At 39.9% G+C, this 18,582-nt stretch carries 20 protein-coding genes; 10 read left to right on the top strand and 10 right to left on the bottom strand.

Annotated features, from left to right (window positions below; genetic code table 11):
• Window positions 1-37: 37 nt before the first annotated feature.
• The 3 genes from KDU71_RS08180 to KDU71_RS08170 form a co-directional block, all read right to left on the bottom strand.
• On the bottom strand, window positions 38-1,333 hold the full coding sequence (locus tag KDU71_RS08180; RefSeq protein WP_244828282.1) for a peptidase U32 family protein: 1,296 nt from the start codon (window positions 1,331-1,333) through the stop codon (window positions 38-40).
• A complete protein-coding gene (locus tag KDU71_RS08175) occupies window positions 1,314-3,155 on the bottom strand; it encodes an LTA synthase family protein (protein WP_212189481.1) in 1,842 nt (613 codons plus the stop codon). Before KDU71_RS08175 ends, KDU71_RS08180 begins: the two co-directional genes overlap by 20 nt.
• 90 nt (window positions 3,156-3,245) lie before the next feature.
• Window positions 3,246-4,346, bottom strand: a complete 1,101-nt coding sequence (locus KDU71_RS08170; RefSeq protein WP_212189480.1) for a glycosyltransferase family 4 protein — start codon at window positions 4,344-4,346, stop codon at window positions 3,246-3,248.
• Between the two features lie 186 nt (window positions 4,347-4,532).
• On the opposite strand from KDU71_RS08170, the gene ispD reads away from it, so the two are divergent.
• The 6 genes from ispD to KDU71_RS08140 all read left to right on the top strand — a co-directional run bounded on the left by ispD (window position 4,533) and on the right by KDU71_RS08140 (window position 9,873).
• The gene (gene ispD / locus KDU71_RS08165; protein ID WP_212189478.1) at window positions 4,533-5,192 is read left to right on the top strand and encodes a 2-C-methyl-D-erythritol 4-phosphate cytidylyltransferase; all 660 of its coding nucleotides are present in this window, start codon (window positions 4,533-4,535) and stop codon (window positions 5,190-5,192) included.
• A gap of 2 nt (window positions 5,193-5,194) precedes the next feature.
• Entirely contained in the window at window positions 5,195-5,887 is a 693-nt protein-coding gene (locus KDU71_RS08160) for an SDR family NAD(P)-dependent oxidoreductase (RefSeq protein ID WP_212189476.1), read from the top strand.
• A gap of 79 nt (window positions 5,888-5,966) precedes the next feature.
• On the top strand, window positions 5,967-6,800 hold the full coding sequence (locus tag KDU71_RS08155) for a LicD family protein (RefSeq protein WP_212189474.1): 834 nt from the start codon (window positions 5,967-5,969) through the stop codon (window positions 6,798-6,800).
• 125 nt (window positions 6,801-6,925) lie between these two features.
• Complete coding sequence (locus KDU71_RS08150) at window positions 6,926-7,906, top strand: CDP-glycerol glycerophosphotransferase family protein (RefSeq protein ID WP_212189472.1); 981 nt, start codon at window positions 6,926-6,928, stop codon at window positions 7,904-7,906.
• 235 nt (window positions 7,907-8,141) lie between these two features.
• A complete protein-coding gene (locus KDU71_RS08145; RefSeq protein WP_212189470.1) occupies window positions 8,142-8,834 on the top strand; it encodes a phosphocholine cytidylyltransferase family protein in 693 nt (230 codons plus the stop codon).
• A gap of 10 nt (window positions 8,835-8,844) precedes the next feature.
• Window positions 8,845-9,873 (top strand): CDP-glycerol glycerophosphotransferase family protein, encoded by a 1,029-nt coding sequence (locus tag KDU71_RS08140; protein ID WP_212189468.1) that lies wholly within the window; start codon window positions 8,845-8,847, stop codon window positions 9,871-9,873.
• On the opposite strand, the gene KDU71_RS08135 is transcribed toward KDU71_RS08140, so the two are convergent.
• The 6 genes from KDU71_RS08135 to KDU71_RS08110 all read right to left on the bottom strand — a co-directional run bounded on the left by KDU71_RS08135 (window position 9,868) and on the right by KDU71_RS08110 (window position 14,226).
• Window positions 9,868-10,578, bottom strand: a complete 711-nt coding sequence (locus KDU71_RS08135; protein ID WP_212189466.1) for a lycopene cyclase domain-containing protein — start codon at window positions 10,576-10,578, stop codon at window positions 9,868-9,870. The genes KDU71_RS08140 and KDU71_RS08135 overlap by 6 nt on opposite strands.
• Window positions 10,579-10,584: 6 nt before the next feature.
• Window positions 10,585-11,043, bottom strand: a complete 459-nt coding sequence (locus KDU71_RS08130) for a sterol desaturase family protein (RefSeq protein ID WP_212189464.1) — start codon at window positions 11,041-11,043, stop codon at window positions 10,585-10,587.
• Window positions 11,040-11,507 (bottom strand): hypothetical protein, encoded by a 468-nt coding sequence (locus KDU71_RS08125; protein WP_212189462.1) that lies wholly within the window; start codon window positions 11,505-11,507, stop codon window positions 11,040-11,042. Before KDU71_RS08125 ends, KDU71_RS08130 begins: the two co-directional genes overlap by 4 nt.
• On the bottom strand, window positions 11,507-12,343 hold the full coding sequence (locus KDU71_RS08120; RefSeq protein ID WP_212189460.1) for a phytoene/squalene synthase family protein: 837 nt from the start codon (window positions 12,341-12,343) through the stop codon (window positions 11,507-11,509). The genes KDU71_RS08125 and KDU71_RS08120 overlap by 1 nt, the downstream gene beginning before the upstream one ends.
• A complete protein-coding gene (locus tag KDU71_RS08115; protein WP_212189458.1) occupies window positions 12,340-13,812 on the bottom strand; it encodes a phytoene desaturase family protein in 1,473 nt (490 codons plus the stop codon). Before KDU71_RS08115 ends, KDU71_RS08120 begins: the two co-directional genes overlap by 4 nt.
• 195 nt (window positions 13,813-14,007) lie before the next feature.
• Window positions 14,008-14,226, bottom strand: a complete 219-nt coding sequence (locus KDU71_RS08110; RefSeq protein WP_212189456.1) for a hypothetical protein — start codon at window positions 14,224-14,226, stop codon at window positions 14,008-14,010.
• Between the two features lie 176 nt (window positions 14,227-14,402).
• Here KDU71_RS08110 and KDU71_RS08105 point away from each other — a divergent pair, with 176 nt between their 5' ends.
• Genes KDU71_RS08105 through KDU71_RS08095 form a run of 3 tightly spaced genes read left to right on the top strand, consistent with a single transcriptional unit; the run spans window position 14,403 to window position 17,228 of the window.
• Window positions 14,403-15,623, top strand: a complete 1,221-nt coding sequence (locus KDU71_RS08105) for a sensor histidine kinase (RefSeq protein WP_212189455.1) — start codon at window positions 14,403-14,405, stop codon at window positions 15,621-15,623.
• On the top strand, window positions 15,623-16,309 hold the full coding sequence (locus KDU71_RS08100) for a response regulator transcription factor (RefSeq protein WP_212189454.1): 687 nt from the start codon (window positions 15,623-15,625) through the stop codon (window positions 16,307-16,309). Before KDU71_RS08105 ends, KDU71_RS08100 begins: the two co-directional genes overlap by 1 nt.
• A gap of 31 nt (window positions 16,310-16,340) precedes the next feature.
• A complete protein-coding gene (locus tag KDU71_RS08095; protein ID WP_212189452.1) occupies window positions 16,341-17,228 on the top strand; it encodes a helix-turn-helix domain-containing protein in 888 nt (295 codons plus the stop codon).
• Between the two features lie 59 nt (window positions 17,229-17,287).
• Here the strand turns inward: KDU71_RS08095 and KDU71_RS08090 are convergent, their stop codons facing one another.
• Window positions 17,288-17,572: a GNAT family N-acetyltransferase gene (locus KDU71_RS08090; protein WP_212189450.1), complete on the bottom strand. Its 285-nt coding sequence runs from the start codon at window positions 17,570-17,572 to the stop codon at window positions 17,288-17,290.
• Window positions 17,573-17,750: 178 nt separating this feature from the next.
• Here KDU71_RS08090 and KDU71_RS08085 point away from each other — a divergent pair, with 178 nt between their 5' ends.
• A complete protein-coding gene (locus tag KDU71_RS08085) occupies window positions 17,751-18,464 on the top strand; it encodes a pirin family protein (protein ID WP_212189448.1) in 714 nt (237 codons plus the stop codon).
• The last annotated feature ends 118 nt before the right edge of the window (window positions 18,465-18,582 follow it).

The raw sequence follows: 18,582 nt of genomic DNA, 5'->3' as shown, positions 1-18,582 counted from the left end.
CTGTGCTTCCATCCCTATCGTATTTTGTTGTTAATTGTTATTTCTGTAAATCGTCGCTTTTCGCATTAACTATTTTATATAGCTTGTCGGAGCGCCTCACTTTTTGTTCAACCACTATACTGAACCGTTCGCCCTTAACTGTTTCATCTACCTCTTTCAGGTCCACCCGTATTTCGGGCACAGTCATCTGAATCACGCCCGTTGTTGGACCTGTAATTAGTATCTCATCCCCCACTTTCAGCGATTGTGTTTCCATCAGAAATTCAGCCACCTTTAGTTTTGGGAAGTAGTTCATTCCCTTACCAATGTATATCTTCTTTTTAGTGGCTCTGGAACCGTAATTATGACTCCATTCGCCCAGTTTCTGTCCGAGGTAATAACCATCCCAAAAACCTCGGTTAAACACCTCAGAAAGGCGCTCATCCCAATCCTGGATCTTATCGTCATCAAAAGAGCCGTCTAATACCGCTTCTATGGCCTCATTGTAACATTCACAAACCGTTTTCACATATTCGGCTGAGCGCGCTCTTCCTTCAATTTTGAAAACGCGCACACCTGCATCCATCATCTTGTTTAGAAAGTGAATCGTCTTCAAATCCTTTGGCGACATGATGTAGTCGTTCTCCAATTCCATCTGGTTGCCCGATTCCTTCTCTGTCACTGTGTAACCTCGGCGACATGGTTGCAAGCAACCACCACGATTAGCCGAAGCATTTAACTGATGGAGACTAATGTAACATTTACCTGAGGTAGCCATGCACAAGGCACCATGTGCAAACATCTCAATCTGAATCAATTCACCTTTAGGGCCTCTTATATCTTCAGCAATAATAGCCTCATGAATAGCCTTAACCTGATTCATATTGAGTTCGCGGGCCAACACCACCACATCGGCAAAATTGCTGTAGAACTTAAGCGTCTCTACGTTGGAGATGTTAACCTGGGTTGAAATATGTACCTCAACACCTTTGTTATGCGCATAATTAATGGCTGCCTGGTCGGATGCAATCACAGCTGTTACCCCCACCTCTTTTGCCACATCAATAATCTCACGCATGGTATCCAACTCTTCATTAAAGATAACCACATTAACCGTCAGGTAGGTTCGTATGTTATTTTCTTTTGCAATTCTAACAATCTCACGCAAATCGTCATTCGAAAAATTATTGGATGAACGTGAACGCATATTCAACTGCTCTATCCCAAAATACACCGAATCGGCACCTCCCTGTATAGCCGCTCTCAATGACTCATAAGAGCCAACAGGCGCCATAATCTCAAAATCTTCTCTCGTCAATTGCTGTAAGCTCATCTCATCTGTTTTTCGAATCATTATATAATACTTGCAGGTAAGCCTTAGCCTTCAAACTATCCTCTGCCGTTTGCTTGCCTTCCATTACAATAAATTTCTTCAGGTTATTACTATAGGCCTGATACTTTCCTTCTTCAACCAATCCCATGCCATTGGATGGCATCACAAAAAAAGCAAAGGATTGACTGGTTTCATCTAATATGTTTTTACTAAATCGCATATCAGTAGCCTGAATATTTAGCTGGCTTAACAGTGTTTTGGCCATGTCTGTTTGCGATCCAATTTTGTTAACCGTTGTATCTTTCACCGCCAAAGCACCCCCCGTCCACAGCATTGGTATATGGAAAAAATCTTTCTGATCCATGCTTAACTTCTCTGGACCAGGAACACCATGATCGGCAATCAGCACAAATAAGGTGTTATCCCAAAGGCCCCTTTGCTTCACCTCATTCATAAATTCACCCAGACACTGATCTGTATAGGCAATAGAGTTATGATAGTCGTTTTTATATTTTCGCTCCATAGGAACAATAAATGGCTCGTGACTGCTCAAGGTAAAAAAGAACTTAAAATAAGGTTCTTGTGAAGATAACATTTCGTCTAATAACCGATCGAATACATACTCATCATGCACACCCCATTTCTTCCCCTGAAACTCATCGGGAAACTCATCGATAGAAATAACTTCTTCGAAACCGGCCTGCTTCACAAACGAATTCATGTTTTTAAACTTAATATCACCACCATACAGATATGACAATTCCTGATAGCCGGCCTGCTTCAATTTATTGGGTAAATAGGGCAGTGAATTTGTCTTCTCGGGGAAGCGAATAATTGAATAGGATGGTAATACCTGATAACCCGCCATGGCGGCCACCAAGCCTTTATCGGAGCGATTAGCTGCGGCATAAATATCGGTAAATAACACACCTTGCGAAACCAGCTCGTTAAAATGCGGTGCGACTGGTTGCCCATCCAGAGACTCAATCACATGTGCGGCAAAACTTTCAAGTAAAATCACAACCACGTTGGGACGATCATTCTTCAATAATCGGGGGTATTGACCTGACTCCTCCATCATTTGCTTGAAAATAGCATCAGCCTCCTCATCGGGCATATAATGATAAGCAATCTTGGTGGCATCCATACGCTTCATTGAATAGGCCAGATTCCAAAGCGGATTAATGGCTGTTTGGTTGGCAAAACGATGTGCTGAGAAATAGGCAACACCTGTATTAATTGGTGCAACACCCAAACTGCCTCTAATGGGCAGAATAAGTAAAGATCCTGTAAACAATACTAACAGCAGGCTCACCGCAAAATGTTTAAACTGAAAAGGTCTCTTGCTTATTTGTTTATTGTCACTCTTCACCAGACGCTGGTAGACAACTATAAAACCGGCAATAACAATTATACACACTAACAGAAAAAGCACTGTTTCGTACCATTTGAGTGAAGCCATCACAATATCTGGTGTCTTCAGAAAACCAATGGCCTCCAAATCAATATGTCGACCCCAATATGAAAACAGATTAATATCAGATAACAGGAAAATAGAAATAACAGCTATTAAAAGGTAGGAAATATAATCAATCACTCGCAGCCAGAACCTGCCTGTAAAGAGTAAAGCCAGAATCTGGGATACAACAGCCAATCCGACCAAATAACCTGTAAACGAGCTATCAAGCCTAAGGCCAACCACAAAAGCCTGCAGAATACTGCCAATTGTAGCTTCGTGCGCATAGCTTAAATTAAATAAAACAAATAAGGCCCGCAGAACTGTGAAAAGCACCATCCAGAATGCAAACAGTCGTAGTACTTTATAAATATATGGCTTAATCATCTTCGCTCTTTCTATTTTATGAAAGTGCAAAAATAAGCAGTTGTTCGTAATTGTGAGAAAAAAACAGGTAATCAGGTATAAAAAATCCTGTTATCGTACTTTGTTGGCAATTAATTCCTGAAGGTGCAATTCCAGGTTCTGAACCATCTTATCAACAGAAAATTGATTAGTGACATGCTCCCGGGCTTTTCGACCTTTATCTACAAGGTTCTTATCCGCCAACAGCTTACTAATAGCCTTGCTGAGCTCACTGACATTGCCCGAAGTCACGATATAGCCATGCTCTTCATCCTTCATCAGTTCTGAAACACCATTAACATCGGTACTTACGGCCGGCACCCCGTTAGCCAACGCTTCCATCAGTGCATTGGGCATCCCTTCGTATAATGAGGGCAGCACAAAAATATCAGCCACCTTAAGTAAGGCATGCACATTGGCCTGAAATCCTATCAGATGTACATTCTGTTCAAGACCAGCCTGCATAATCTGTTTCTTTAAACTGGCCTCTAACTTGCCTTTACCGGCAATGATAAAATGCACGTTATTATCCTGTTTGACAATCTGCTGAGCTGCCTCAATTAAAAACTGAAATCCTTTTTGTTGTGCCAGCCTGCCGGTTGATACAACAATACGGGTCTGCCCATTTATTACAGGCAAAATAGAAGTCAAATCAAATGCATCATTCTTCTCTTCCAGACATGGAATACCATTATGAATTACCTTCACATAGTCTTTGCCCCACCATCCATAACTATCATATTCCTTTTTGATAGAGTAAGTATTAGTAATAATGCCATCGCACAGCGGCAAGAAACTCCATTTATACTTGTTGGATTTATGAAGCAACTGAACACCTTGCCGACTAATTACTAAAGGACCACGAGTAAGTTTTGACATGAGGCCTGCCACACGTACATCTTTGTTCTGGCAACCGATAATCAAATCGATTTCTTCTTTATCAACCACATTACGCAACTGAATACCACCCCTTAAGCTGATATCGGAATAGATATCAATATTAACTACTGTTAATCCGGCCGATTTTGACCTGTATTCTAGAATAGAATGTTTGCGACAGCCAATAAGCACATGATGCCCCTTTTTCATTAATTCCTTGGCAGCAAGAACCATCCATTTCTCACCACCACCCCACTTTTTCTTCCCTATAGAATTAATAAATAAAAGCCGCATCAATAATTTAAAGGTTAAAGATAAATTGCGGGCCAAAGCCCGATAAGTTTACATAATTCGACCCGAAGATAGCCTTTTAATTGTAAAAGGTAAATTTAGTACAACTTATTTATTTGTTATCTTTGCATTTGATTTTCGTGAGAAAAGAATTGGGAAACACTTATCGCCATCAAATTTTATTGTAACATGGATGTAATTTTACTTGCTGCGGGAGTAGGTAAACGAGCAAAGCTTAACTTACCCAAACAGTTTTATAAAATAAATGGAAAACCTTTTTTGGTATATTCCATGGAGAAACTTCTGAAATGTGAATCTGTTAGCCGCTTAATAGTGACATGCCAACCCGAATACATGCAGGAATACCAGCGCTATGTTGACGAATATGACATACCTAACGTTGTGTATGTTGAAGGAGGAGAAACCAGGCAAGCCTCTGTATATAATGCATTACAACAGGTTACATCTGATAAAGTCATGATTCATGAAGCGGCACGACCACTGATTTCTGAAGAATTCATCCAAGAGGTGGTAGAAGCTTCTAAAACTGAAGATGCGGTTGTACCCACTATTCCGATTAAGTTTACCGTATCCAGGGGAGGAAAGTATATGAGTGGAGAACTGGTACGTGATGAATTACATAATGTGCAATTACCACAAGTATTTACAACAAGCCTGCTAAAAGCCTATCATGAGAAGGCAAAACAAGAAGCATATAATGCAACCGAAGACGGTTCTTTGTTTTTTCACTATGGCGGGAAAGTAAGGTTTGTTGAAGGTCGAGAATCTAATATCAAAATCACTACTCCGCTAGATATTGAATTGGTTAATAAACTTTTAAAGTTTTAATAATGGAGGGAAAGATAATTGTTGTAACAGGTGCGAGTAGTGGAATAGGATTACAAACAGCTATTAAGGCTCAGGAGGCTGGAGCGACAGTTATTTTCGCCAGTCGCAATGCTAAAGACAGTAAGGCTGTTAAAACCGCAATCCACGGCTCCTCCATTGCCAAGAACCTCGATGTTGGGTGTGAGAAATCCGTTAAAGAGTTTTTTAATGACATTAAAGAAACATACACCTCAATTGATGCATTAGTCAACTGTGCTGGTTTTGTTAATCCTGAAAGCTTATTAAATACCTCTTTGGAGAATTGGAATACTACGCTCAATATTAATTTAACCGGTACATTTCTAACCTGTAAACATGCTACACTCCTTATGAAGCGCAATGGTGGCAAAATAATAAACGTTGCTTCCACTGCCGGGTTGACACCCCGACCAGGTTGGAGTGCATATGCAGCAGCTAAAAGTGGTGTCATTAATTTTTCAAATGCTATAGCTGAAGAACTTAAGGATTATAGGATTAAAGTTTTTGTTATCTGTCCGGGCAGAACAGCTACACCATTAAGAAAAATTTTAGCCCCAAACGAAGATCCTAACTCAATAATGCAACCTGAAGCAGTTGCTGACGTAGTAATGATGTGCTTCACTAAGCAAGCCGAAGTACTAGAAGGTCAACCTATTCTGGTACGGGAACGCTTCTAGCCTTTCATTGGCTATCGTTTGAAAGCACTTACCTAGCCCAAAACTCATGTGAGCTGATAATTGCTAATTCGATAAGATTATGATATACAACAAGGAAGCCAGGGAAGAAGGAAATAACGACATCGAAAAACTGCACAAGGTGTTGCTGGAGATGCTTAAAGTCATTGACAATATTTGCAGAAAGCATAAGCTATGTTATTGGCTTGATGCAGGTAACTTATTAGGCCATGTTCGCCACAATGGCTTTATCCCATGGGATGATGACATTGACTTGGCGATGCCTCGGGAAGATTATGAGAAGTTTTTACAGGTTGCACCAAATGAACTACCCAAAGACTTATTTTTTCAATATAAAAATGTAGATGCCAAAAAAAGCAAATGGGTTAAGATACGCGACAACTACAGTACCGTTGTAATGGACTATGAACTGGGTAAATCACCAAACTACCACCAGGGCATTTTTCTTGATATCTTTCCCTATGACTTACTGGAAGATGACTTTAGGGATATTAAAATCATAATTAACCGAAGGTTCAAAAAGGCCAGGAACCCACTGCTGAGAAAATCTCGCTGGTTACTGAATCAAACATTCACTTTACCAGTTAAAGCAATAGGTATGGAACGCCTTAAAAAGTATTTTCTGAATAGGTACTGCGGACCGAACCCTAAAATAGTTAGTATGGGGATTGAAATACCAAATTTCTATCATACATTTGACTATAGCACAGTATTTCCACTAAAAGAAATTGATTTTTTAGGCATTAAAGTATATGCCCCTAACGATATTGATAAGTACCTAACTGACATGTATGGTAACTATATGAAAATACCAGATAAAAATAATCGCGTAATTCACGCTAAGAAGATAATGCCATACACTAAATGTAATCACCCTTCATCAATAGAATACTAACAAATATGATTTCATCCAAACCAAGCAACGAAGTATATCATACTATTTTTTTAACGCATCACCTTTATTATATCCCACAATTTATTCCTATTGCAAAGGAGTTAAAGAAGCAAAATAAGCGTTTTATGTTTCTGCTATTAGGGCTGGATTCGGCAGATAAAAACCAGGTAGCATATAACTACTGTGAGCAGGAAGGCTTTAGCCCACATTTTTATGACCAGAATGCCAGTCCTTATCAATGCCGATTTCTGATTAATGGGTCGCATAGCTTCCCTGAGCTGCCTAACCTTCATTACGACTATTCAGCGTCCGTTATTCACGGGATAGGAACAAAAGCAGGCTACTATACTGAAGAACTCAATAAACACGATATTCGATTTGTGGAAGGAGAACAAAGGATTGAGCTAATAAAAAAATCTTTCCCCGACACGAAATGTCAATTATTCAACGTTGGTTTTGCTAAATTAGATGAAGCGTACACTTTAACTGCTGAAGACAAAAACAAATTGTTGGAAGGCTACAAGCTTGACCCAACAAAACAAACAATTTTATACGCCCCAACATTTTACCCAAGCTCCATTGATAATATGCCCAATGGATTTCCAGCAGATTTTGCGGATTACAACATCATAATTAAACCTCACTTTTTCTCTTTTGAGAAGAAAACCTACAAGTATCAGGTGAGAAAATTTAATCGATGGGCGAAATATAGTAATGTCTTTTTAGCCGGTCCGGAACTATTCAATCTGGTTCCATTCATGACCATTTCAGATATTATGATCTCAGATGAATCGTCAGCAATTTTTGAATTTGCGGCTCTAAATAAACCTGTTATCCTAAACCAGAATGTGCGTTACCGGTGGAGCTATCGATTATTTAAATCAAAAATTCGGAAACGCATGGATAATCAGATGAATCCGTTTAAAGAGGTAGCACAGGTTATTAATAATTACAAAGAGCTAAAACCAAACATTCAGGCTGAATTAAAAAAGCCTGAACGTAAAGCAGAGGCCAGAAAAAAAATATCAGAACAAATAGTAGGACTGGCTGATGGCCATGTGTCAGAGCGCATAGTAAGTATAATGAATAAACTGCTGGAGGATTAATACAAAAGGTTTCTTTCAAGCGATTAATTCTGCATTAATACAACATTGATAATTGTAATTGTATCTGGTTCCTTATTTTTGTGTTACTTTTTTTGAACACAAACGAAAGAACTTAACTACTTCAACAACAACTGTAACTCAAATGAAATATGAAACGAGCCATGAGAAATACCTCTCGTACCTTAAAAAAGGTTCATTGGGTAAGTTTCATGTATTCTTTTAAAATTAAATACTCATGAAAATTGTAATATTGGCAGCCGGCATTGGCTCACGTTTAGGTAATCCTTTTCCAAAACCTCTGACACCTCTCAATAGTGGTAAAACCATCATGCAGAACCAGGTGGATAACCTTAATGAGTGGTTTGATTCAGAAGACATCAAATTGATTGTGGGGTTTAAGAAAGAATTGATTATGGAGGAATTTCCCAACTTAACGTTCATCTACAACCCGGTATTTGATCAAACCAACACGTCGAAAAGCCTGTTAAGAGGATTAAAAAAGTGTAAGGGTAATGGCGTATTGTGGCTCAATGGTGATGTTGTATTTGAAAGCAAAGTACTTGAAAAACTGAAACCTTATATTGATAAGGACCAATCTTTTGTTGCTGTTAATAATAGTGCCGTTGCTGAAGAGGAAGTAAAATACACGGTCAACGAGAAAGGTTTCATTAATGAGATTTCTAAAACCGTAAAAAATGCACTTGGCGAGGCTGTGGGCATTAATTACATTTCTTCAAAGGATATTAGCACATTGATTGACTATCTAGAAAAATGTGCCGACAATGACTATTTTGAGCGCGGCATTGAAATGGCCATTGAAGATAATAAGCTGGATATTCTGCCAGTAAATATTTCAGAATTTATGTGTATGGAGGTTGACTTTGAAGAAGACCTTAACGCGGTCAATAAGCTAATTGACAACCAATAGACGCATCCATATGAGAGCTGTTCTTTTTTGCATTAATCCTTACGCCTTTGGCATTCTGTTGCCTCTCTACGAGGAACTTAAGAAGCAAAACCATGATATTATCTGGTATATACCTGATAATTTAAGGCACAAAAGTCCTGATGGTATTCTACAGTCGGCCAACTGTAATACAATGGCTGAATTAATGAGATTTAATGCCGATGTAAATTTTGTGCCCGGCAATGTGATTCCGCACTATCTACCTGGCGTTAAAGTGCAGATATTTCATGGTTTTGCAGGTGAAAAAAAAGGACACTTTCATATTCGTCATTATTTTGATCTATACTTAACACAAGGCCCCTACTTCACTGAGCGCTTTCAACAATTAGCCGCTAAGTATAAGAACTTCGAAGTGGCCGAAACAGGCTGGTGCAAACTGGATATCCTCTATAAGGATAATGATACCAAAAAACCAGCCGATAACAAACAGCACATCCTATATGCACCAACCTTCTCTCCCCGCCTTACCTCAGGTGAGAAATATATGGGTGAAATTGAGAAGCTATGCGCCAATAAAGATTTGTTGGTTCATATCAAGTTTCATGACCTGATGAATAAGCAGATAGTTGAAAAATATCATCAGCTGGCTCATTCTATTGACAATATGTGCATCAGCACTGAAGCCAACATCTTACCACTGATGAAACAATGCGACTTGATGATTAGCGATACCTCATCGGTGGTGTACGAATTCCTGCTGCTGGATAAACCCGTTATCACACTTGAAACAACCTCAAAACACATCCGCTGGGATGATATTAACCAGTCGAGTGACTTACGTTCTGTGGTTGAAAATAACCTGACCAACGATCCGTATAAGGCCGAAAGAAAATGGTTTATTGACAACTACCATCCTTATGCTGACGGACAATCAGCCGCCAGAATGATTGAGGCTGCTAAGCACTATATCGTTAATCATGGAATACCACAAGTGCGTAAGCTGTCATTTTTGCGACGTAGAAAGATGAATAAAATGTTTGGTAAAAAACCGCAGCTATGATGAGATATTGATAAGTTTACGATGACGTGCCCGTTGTTTCAACCACTCATACAAGTCAATATTCATCAGCACCAGCAAGAAACCATAGACGCTATCTTCAACGGGAATGGTGCCCATGCGCAGGCCCAGGTTTTCGGCATTATTGTACCACACTATAGGCTCATCAATAAAGGAACCGGTTAGTATGCCGTTGCTCAAAAAGAAGAAAGGCAGAATAATAAAGTAGGACAGATAGACATAGGACAAATCGCGCCGTTTATAAAAAGCTATCAGCAAATACATGCCAGCCAAAGCAGCCGTTAAAGAGGTATACCAACGCCCATAAAACCCAATAGCTGTTAATAAGAAAACCATAGCCAGTGTAAGGGTAATAGCTGACTGAAAAGACCTGAGTGGATTTGTGTTGACCAGATACCTCATGGCAAAATAGTTAAAAACACAGGCATAAGGAATCGCTATAAAGAACAGCACTTCCTCAAGGGGCAGATTGAGCAGATAAACACCGGTTAAATAATCGGGATTAAAACCCCAGACGCCCATTCGGGTGAAATAGTAGTCCCATACCAAAAACACAAAGGCCACCAACAGGTTAGCAGGTATAAAATAACGCCACTCTTTAACAAAGGCATGGCGGCGGTAAAAACTGGCCACCAGCGGTATAAAAATGCAGGCAATATTGATGATTAGATACGTGTACTTTTCCATCCGCCATTATTCAACAAGCAAGGAGTTTTCTTTGGCCTCTTTGATATAATGCCAGGGCACCAATAGCATCCCAAAACACTTACCACCGGTATGATGGCTGCCGTGCGCCCTGCGCAAGCCTTTAAAATAGGCATGCTCTACACCGTTTAGCCAATTAAAGCGCTGATGAATAAACACATCGTGCACCAGAAAGTAAGCCATGCCATACAGCATGATACCCAATCCGATAAAAAACAGGTAGTTTAATGTGGGATGAAACCCGAAATAGAACAACAATATGCTTGGTGTAGCAAAAATAAAGAAGAAACTGTCGTTCTTTTGAAACACCTGACCTTTTCGGGGGTGATGATGGTCTTCGTGCAGCACCCATAAGAAACCATGCATGATGTACTTATGTGTAAACCAGGTTACACCTTCCATAAACAGAAATGTGGCCAAGGTAATTAGAATGTATAGCAGTATCATAGCTTATGATTTTGACGTATTTTAGTAATATTCGCTTTCATCAGTTGTTTATAGGTATCTGGCAACTCAGCCTCTTCAATGTGCTCAATAACAAAGTTAATATCGCTTTTCATGTTATCCTTATAGCCTAAAAAAGCAGGCACTTCACTCTGAATTAGTAATCTGACATAGTAGCCTTCGATATTATTCGGATGACTGATGATATAGGCTTCCAACTGCTCTTTCCCTTCATTGAAATACTTCAGTTTCTTAAACGGATTAGCTGCATACTCGGCACGTTGCATAGATGCAGCCAGCTGGTAGGGCACTATCAATGCATCATCAAGACCTTCCACCATCTTCAGAAATTCGTTTAAGTCTTGCTCACTGGCGATACTATGAAAACTATTCCGTACATCATTTAAGCTATTTGCCAGCGTCAGCAGCGAAACCAAATAAAATCCTATAACAGCCAGCCATCGCATCAAATAGCATTTAACTTGTAACGCAGGTATGACTCCACCAAAATCTCCAGCTTCAGAAAATTATTGATGCGGATGCGTTCCTGACGAATGCGCTTACTATCGGCCGCCTTAAGCTCCTGTAGTAATCGCTTATAGTATCGGTAGGCCAGGTAAACCCCTAATCGGCCTTCCAGAGGCAACTGAATAACACCTTTGTAAGCCTCACTAAAATCAGCTTCAATATCTTTAATAATCTCCTGCTTGGCTCTGTCATCCAACTGCCCGTTTATCAGGTTTGGAAAATAGGAGCGGCCAAGTCCATTGGCATCATCCTTATAATCGCGTAAAAAGTTGACCTTCTGAAAAGCCGACCCCAAGCTCATGGCATACGGGCGTAATTCTTTAAACCGGGCCTCATCACCTTTCACAAACACTTTGAGGCACATCAGTCCAACCACATCGGCCGAACCATAAATGTAATCTTTGTATTCTTCAACCGTAGTGTATTCGGTCTTGTACAAATCCATCTTCATACTCTCCAAAAAATCATGTACCAACTCATACAAACTGTATTGGTGCACAACCTCTTGAAAAGCATTGAGAATAGGATTCATACTAATTCTTCTTTTCAGAGCTTTTTCATAGTTCTCTTCGAACTCATACAACAGTTCCTCCTGGTTGAAACCATCAAACGTGTCTACTATTTCATCGGCATAGCGCACAAAGCCGTATATGGCATAAATGGCTGGCCTTACTGAAGGGGCCAATAAAGTGATAGCTTTTGAAAATGAAGTGCTATAGGCTCGCGTCACTAATCGGCTGCAGTTGTAGCTCGAAGAATCGAATAATTGTTTCATAGGGCGTGGAATTTCTGTATTAATTGACTTACAATCTTACCCGAAATAAGCGATGGTGGCACTCCGGGACCAGGGACCGTCAGCTGGCCGGTAAAAAATAAATTTTTGACCTTTCGGCTTCGTAGTTTAGGGCGCAAAACATGTGTTTGCAGCAAGGTATTGGCCAAACCATAAGCATTCCCTTTAAAGGAATTATACCTTGATATAAAATCACTTACACTAAACGACTCTTTAAACAAAACATGAGAACCGAGTTTTTGTTTAGTGTTTTCTTCCAGTCGCTGAATGATTATGTCGAAATAATGCTGACGTATGGATGCATTGTCTTCCAATCCCGGGGCCAGGGGAATCAGGAATATACCCGCTTCTTTTCCTGGGGGAGCCACTGTATCGTCGGACATCGAAGGAAAACTGGCATAAAACAATGGCTCTTCAGGATATTTTGGTGTATCATAAATGGCAGCTGCATGATTGTCAAAATCCACATCAAAAAAGAGTGTATGATGCGCCAGACCATCAAGTTTCTTATCAAACCCCACATAAAATAATAAGGCTGATGGGGCAAAGGTTTTTTTATTCCAGTAGTTGGGCGAGTACTGACGATATGGCTTTGGCAGTAGTTGCTCGGTATGTTCATAATCAGCACCGCTAAGCAATATATCGCAGTCAAAGGATTGATGACCGGCCAGCACCTTTTTAGCTACACCTTCATGAATCACAACCTCTTCGACCGGCGTATTCAATTCTATTTTAACATCCAAGCTAACAGCCAGGCGTTTCATGGCAGCAGCCACTTCATACATGCCACCTTTGGGATACCACGTTCCAAGGGAGAAATCGGCATAGTTCATAAAATTGTAAAAAGCCGGAGTTGTCGATGGCTTGGCACCTAAAAACAGAACTGGAAATTCCAGTATTTTCTGCAATTTCGGATGTTTCACATAAGTGGCCACATCCTGCTTAATACTTTTGGTAAAAGTACCCAGTCGCTTAATTGTTTCAGGAGTAACTATTTCCCATATTTTTTCGCCCGGCTGATACACCAGATCCTTAACGGCAATATCATAATTGCTTTTCGCTTTATTGAGAAACTGGTTTAAACGAGCTCCGCTGCCAGGCTCAACGGCCTCAAATGCAGCACTAATCTCATCTCCATTGGCACTTAATGTAAAGAAATCATCATGACCAAAACAAACGGAATAGGACGGATCGAGTCTTATTAAATCATAGGCTTGCGCAATGTTCTGTCCAAAATCTTTAAAGAAGTTTTCAAAAACATCCGGCATCCAGTAAAACGTTGGGCCCATGTCAAAAGTAAAACCATCACGTTTCAACTGACTGGCCCTGCCTCCCACCGATTCGTTTTTCTCTAATATGGTTACGTCGTAGCCTGCCTTGGCGAGGTAACAACTGGCCGAAAGGGATGAAAAACCGGCACCAAGTATTATGACTCTTTTCTTCTGCTCCAAGGTTTGATAATTATATTGTTCAATTATTTTTTACTTTTATTAAACAATGTAAACTGCGAATAGTTCATTAATTATAGACCTTTTTATCTTTTTTGTCAATATCTGCCTCACCCTTTAAGCAGTTAACACACAATTAAAGGCATAAAAAAAGCCACTCCTTTTGGAGCAGCTTCAGTTATACTTGGTGGATAATAATTATCCTTTTTTCTCTTTCTTTTCTGAGCAACAGGCTTTCTTCTCAGTACATGCTTTTTTCTCTTCACATGACTTCTCTTTGTTACATTCCTTTTTCTTCTTATCCTCTTTTTTCTGCTCAGTCTTAACAGGCTCCTGATCCATAGTAGCAGCCAAAGCAGGGGTTGTAATTGCTAAAGTAAAAACAAAAAGGAACGAAAGGATTAATGTCTTTTTCATAATCGTGTTTTTTTAAAATTAATTTCTTGTTTGTGATAGTACAAAACTAGGTTTCGACGGAGTAAATGTAAGTTATCTGCCTGTTATCTGTTGTTAAGGCGATGTTAAAAGAAGATATGCAGGTCTTTTATTTTGGTAATTTTGTGACCAGAATAAGAATACGTACATTTAAGAAAATGGGGAAAAATAAGAGATATAATGCTTTATCCATCGCCACCTTTATCGGGCTGGCATTGTTGCTGTTTATTCAAATCAACTACATTGTAAAAGCAGCACGACTGGAGGAGAAAAACTTTAACCACAGGGTGGTAATGGCATTGAAAGATGCGCGCGATGAAATAGGTAACCGCCTGTGTCCCGATATGGATAAGTTTTTGTGTGGTAATAACTGTATCAATGCCCGAAAAAAAAGTGCTGAGGTGGATAGCATCATTCACTCACAACTGGAAATATATAACCTGCCACTCAATTACAGCTTTGCTGTTACCGATTCTATCCTGGGCAAAAATTCATCAGCATTATGGGGGCCTAAATGCTACCAGCAAACACTCAATGGACTGCTCGAACGTGAAGGCATACGCCTCAGGCTGCAGTTCCCTGACCGAAACAGATTTATTCTCACACAGATGAGTGGAGTATTCATCTTGTCCATTGCCATCATTCTGTTTCTGGTTATATCATTTATTATACTATTGCGAATGATGAAGCGTGAACAATTGCTGATGGTGCACATGCGCGAATTTGTTAACAACATGCTCCATGAGTTTCAAACACCATTAGCCAACATCAGGCTGGCAGCCAATCTCATTATCAAGAAAAAAGGTGACACTGCCAAAACGAATGATTATGCACAGGTGGTGCTGAATGAATACAGCCGCATGCAGTCACATGTGGAAGATATTCTGAAACTGTCGTGCGAAACAGCTAAAGAAGTTGAGCTTAACGAGGTAAATATGAAAGAAGTGATTGAGCAATCAGTTCAGTCGTTTACCTACCGCATTGATGAGTTGGGCGGAAGCATAACAACTAATTTCTATGCAGGCCATCATCGCCTAAACAGCCACAACGGTCGTCTGACTTTAGTAATATCCAACCTGCTTGATAATGCCATTAAGTACAGTAAAGATACACCATCCATTACCATTGAAACAGATGCTTATAAAGGCATGTTGCGTATAAAAATAAAAGATAAGGGAATTGGCATTGCCAAAAAGGAATTGCCATATATATTTGATCAATATTACCGGGTTGGCACCGGCGATGTGCATGATGTAAAAGGTTTTGGCCTGGGATTAACCTTTGTGAAAAAAGTAATTGAAGAACACAACGGCCAAATAACTGTTGAAAGTGAAGAAGGCAAAGGAACTTGTTTTACCCTAATATTACCCTTAAAATAATGGCGCGAATACTGTTAGTTGAAGACGATATAAGCATGGGCTTTCTGCTGGTTGACTTTCTGGAGTCGAATGGCTTTGATGTGAAACTTTACAAAGATGGCAAGAAAGGTTTGGAAGCTTTTAGAAAAGGCAAATACGACTTTTGCATACTGGATGTGATGCTGCCCGGCATGGATGGCTTTACCATTGCCGAAAACATCAGGCAGGAAGATAAGAAGGTACCCATCATATTCCTAACAGCCCGCTCCATGAAGCAGGATAAAATAAAAGGCTTTCAGTTGGGTGTGGATGATTATATTACCAAGCCATTTGATGAGGATGAGCTGCTTTATCGCATCAAAGCCATTTTAAACCGCATCAATCTGCAAGAAGAAAGCAACAAGGAAGACATCACCAGGTTTACCATAGGTAGCTATCGATTTGATGCAGCCAATCAGAACCTCGAAGGCAACGGCTTTGCGAAACGTTTGACCCAAAAAGAATGTGATGTTTTAAAAATCCTCTGCCTGTCGAAAAATGAGATTGTTAAACGTGAGGATATATTGATAGCCATATGGGGTGAAAACGATTATTTTCACGGCCGTAGTCTCGATGTGTTTATTGCCAAACTAAGAAAATACCTGAAAGAAGACGAATCGGTTTCGATTGAGAACGTTCCTAAGGTAGGATTTGTACTAAACGGATAGATAGACCCCAAGCTGCTTAAGGCAAGTTGACATGCATAACGAGATTAAAACATACGACCTGACGCAAACCGATGGTGCATCCATTGATTTTATTATTAAATCAACAGCTGATATTTTTGAACAACTGCAGGGGCACCCTGAAATGCAGGATCATCCGCACCGCCATAACTATTTTACCATCATTTTGGTGGAAGACAATCCTGGCGGAGTTCATATCATCGATTTTAAGGAGTACCCCCTCAATGGTCCGTCTATACACTTTGTTTACCCGGGACAAGTGCATCAGTTTTTAAGCGAAACGAGTCCTAAAGGTTATGTTTTAAACTTCAGCCGTACTTTCCTGATGAAAAACGGGATTCCTGATGAGCTAATCGACCGTGTTTATTTATACAATACCTTTGGTGACTCGCCACCTATGCCGGTCAACCAGGAGCAATTAACTGTATTTAGCGACATCATCAGGCAAATGCAACAATATCAGCAAGGCGAGAACTACTTCCGCTACGAAGCTTTAGGCGCTCTGCTTAAGCTGTTTATCATTAACATATCAGGTGCCTGCAGCCTTTCAAAATTAAACACCGAATATGATACGGGCAGTAATCGGCTTATCCGCGATTTTAAAAAGCTGATTGAATCCAACTATCAACAAAGCCACAAGGTGCAGGATTATGCCGAACAACTGGCTGTATCGGCTGATTACCTGAATCGCTATGTCAAAAGCAAAACCGGCAAATCAGCCAAAGAATACATTCAGGATAAACTGATGATTGAAGCCAAGCGCCTGCTGCTATTTACCGAACTCTCGGGCAAAGAACTGGCCTATGAATTAGGCTTTGAAGAACCATCGCATTTTAATGCCTTTTTTAAAAAAGTGAGTGGATTCAGCCCCATAGCTTTCCGCCAGGAAGTGCGCCAATAAATACCTGACTATGAAGGTCATCAGCTTCAATGGTTACCACCCCGATTAGATGGACACCATTAGGCCTTTATATCCTGTAGCGTATCATCCTTATCAAACACGGCTTTCACAAAAGGACATTCGGGCGCTATCTTTATATTGGACGACCGGGCAAATGAGATAGCTGCCTTAACCAATTGCTTCCCATACCCTTTTCCGCCAAAAGCTTCTCCCACATTGGTATGATCAATGGTTATTGTGTCATCACCGTTACGATAGAAAGTCATCTCGCCAGCCTTGGCAGCATCTTCATAAAGGACAAATCGCCCGTTTTTGGCATTATCTTCCAATTCTATCTTCACCATAACTCTCGCTTTAATTAGTCTTTAACCTGAGAAATAATAACTACAATAATACGCATTTATCAGCTCGAATAACAAATAAAAGAGTGACAGGTCTGATTTTTATAATCCAACGACTATTTTTTGTAATCGCCACACTACAAATTGCTTGTATGTTTGTATCGTACAAAAAATTACAGCAATGCAAGCACAAGTTTATAAATCAGAAAGCAGAGGAAAAGCAGATTATGGATGGCTGAAGGCTAATTACTCATTTAGTTTTGCCAATTACTATAATCCTGAACGCATTCACTTTGGTGCATTACGAGTATTAAACGACGACGTGATTGCACCATCGGGTGGATTTGATACGCACCCACACGATAATATGGAAATAATTACCATTCCTCTGAGTGGCCGTCTGGCACACAAAGACAGTATGGGACATACATCCTATATTGAAAAAGGTGAAATACAGGTAATGAGTGCGGGAAAAGGCATCTTCCACAGTGAATTTAATGGTAGTGATATCGAAGCGCTTAACCTGTTTCAGATTTGGCTGTTTCCTAAAGTGCGTAACGTTGAACCCCGCTATCAGCAAATTGCTCTAAAAACACTGGAAAAGAAGAATGAGCTGTATCAGATATTAAGTCCGGATAAGGATGATGAAGGAGTTTGGATTTACCAGGATGCCTGGTTTCATATGGGCCAATTCGACAGCGCCTGGCAAGGAAACTACCAAACTAAAAAGGATGGTAATGGCATTTACCTGATGGTTATTGAAGGTGAAGTAAACGTAGCAGAACAGCAACTTACCAAGCGCGATGCCATTGCCATTAGCGATGCATCAGAAATTAAGATAGAAGCTTTAGCCAATACACAATTTCTGATAATGGACATTCCAATGAATTATTAACCTGAGTTCGATTAAAATTACAGAGCTCAAAATTTCTTAAATAACTGATTTACAATGCGAATTTCAGAAGCGTAGCGAGCTACGGTGATGAAATTTAAAGCAGTAAATCGATTATTTA

The sequence above is a fragment of the Carboxylicivirga sediminis genome (assembly GCF_018156225.1).
Taxonomy (GTDB): domain Bacteria; phylum Bacteroidota; class Bacteroidia; order Bacteroidales; family Marinilabiliaceae; genus Carboxylicivirga; species Carboxylicivirga sediminis.
Note: the sequence above shows the minus strand (reverse complement) of the source record. Positions and strands in the feature narration are given on the sequence as shown.

What these genes read in the sequence shown, in the direction of transcription:
- KDU71_RS08155 (WP_212189474.1), top strand. Translation starts at nt 5,967, where the DNA reads ATGATATACAACAAGGAAGCCAGGGAAGAAGGAAATAACGACATCGAA.
- KDU71_RS08125 (WP_212189462.1), bottom strand. Translation starts at nt 11,507, where the DNA reads ATGCGATGGCTGGCTGTTATAGGATTTTATTTGGTTTCGCTGCTGACG.
- KDU71_RS08135 (WP_212189466.1), bottom strand. Translation starts at nt 10,578, where the DNA reads ATGGAAAAGTACACGTATCTAATCATCAATATTGCCTGCATTTTTATA.
- ispD (WP_212189478.1), top strand. Translation starts at nt 4,533, where the DNA reads ATGGATGTAATTTTACTTGCTGCGGGAGTAGGTAAACGAGCAAAGCTT.
- KDU71_RS08130 (WP_212189464.1), bottom strand. Translation starts at nt 11,043, where the DNA reads ATGATACTGCTATACATTCTAATTACCTTGGCCACATTTCTGTTTATG.
- KDU71_RS08180 (WP_244828282.1), bottom strand. Translation starts at nt 1,333, where the DNA reads ATGATTCGAAAAACAGATGAGATGAGCTTACAGCAATTGACGAGAGAA.
- KDU71_RS08160 (WP_212189476.1), top strand. Translation starts at nt 5,195, where the DNA reads ATGGAGGGAAAGATAATTGTTGTAACAGGTGCGAGTAGTGGAATAGGA.
- KDU71_RS08110 (WP_212189456.1), bottom strand. Translation starts at nt 14,226, where the DNA reads ATGAAAAAGACATTAATCCTTTCGTTCCTTTTTGTTTTTACTTTAGCA.
- KDU71_RS08140 (WP_212189468.1), top strand. Translation starts at nt 8,845, where the DNA reads ATGAGAGCTGTTCTTTTTTGCATTAATCCTTACGCCTTTGGCATTCTG.
- KDU71_RS08150 (WP_212189472.1), top strand. Translation starts at nt 6,926, where the DNA reads ATGTTTCTGCTATTAGGGCTGGATTCGGCAGATAAAAACCAGGTAGCA.
- KDU71_RS08090 (WP_212189450.1), bottom strand. Translation starts at nt 17,572, where the DNA reads ATGGTGAAGATAGAATTGGAAGATAATGCCAAAAACGGGCGATTTGTC.
- KDU71_RS08085 (WP_212189448.1), top strand. Translation starts at nt 17,751, where the DNA reads ATGCAAGCACAAGTTTATAAATCAGAAAGCAGAGGAAAAGCAGATTAT.
- KDU71_RS08145 (WP_212189470.1), top strand. Translation starts at nt 8,142, where the DNA reads ATGAAAATTGTAATATTGGCAGCCGGCATTGGCTCACGTTTAGGTAAT.
- KDU71_RS08170 (WP_212189480.1), bottom strand. Translation starts at nt 4,346, where the DNA reads ATGCGGCTTTTATTTATTAATTCTATAGGGAAGAAAAAGTGGGGTGGT.
- KDU71_RS08100 (WP_212189454.1), top strand. Translation starts at nt 15,623, where the DNA reads ATGGCGCGAATACTGTTAGTTGAAGACGATATAAGCATGGGCTTTCTG.
- KDU71_RS08175 (WP_212189481.1), bottom strand. Translation starts at nt 3,155, where the DNA reads ATGATTAAGCCATATATTTATAAAGTACTACGACTGTTTGCATTCTGG.
- KDU71_RS08120 (WP_212189460.1), bottom strand. Translation starts at nt 12,343, where the DNA reads ATGAAACAATTATTCGATTCTTCGAGCTACAACTGCAGCCGATTAGTG.
- KDU71_RS08095 (WP_212189452.1), top strand. Translation starts at nt 16,341, where the DNA reads ATGCATAACGAGATTAAAACATACGACCTGACGCAAACCGATGGTGCA.
- KDU71_RS08105 (WP_212189455.1), top strand. Translation starts at nt 14,403, where the DNA reads ATGGGGAAAAATAAGAGATATAATGCTTTATCCATCGCCACCTTTATC.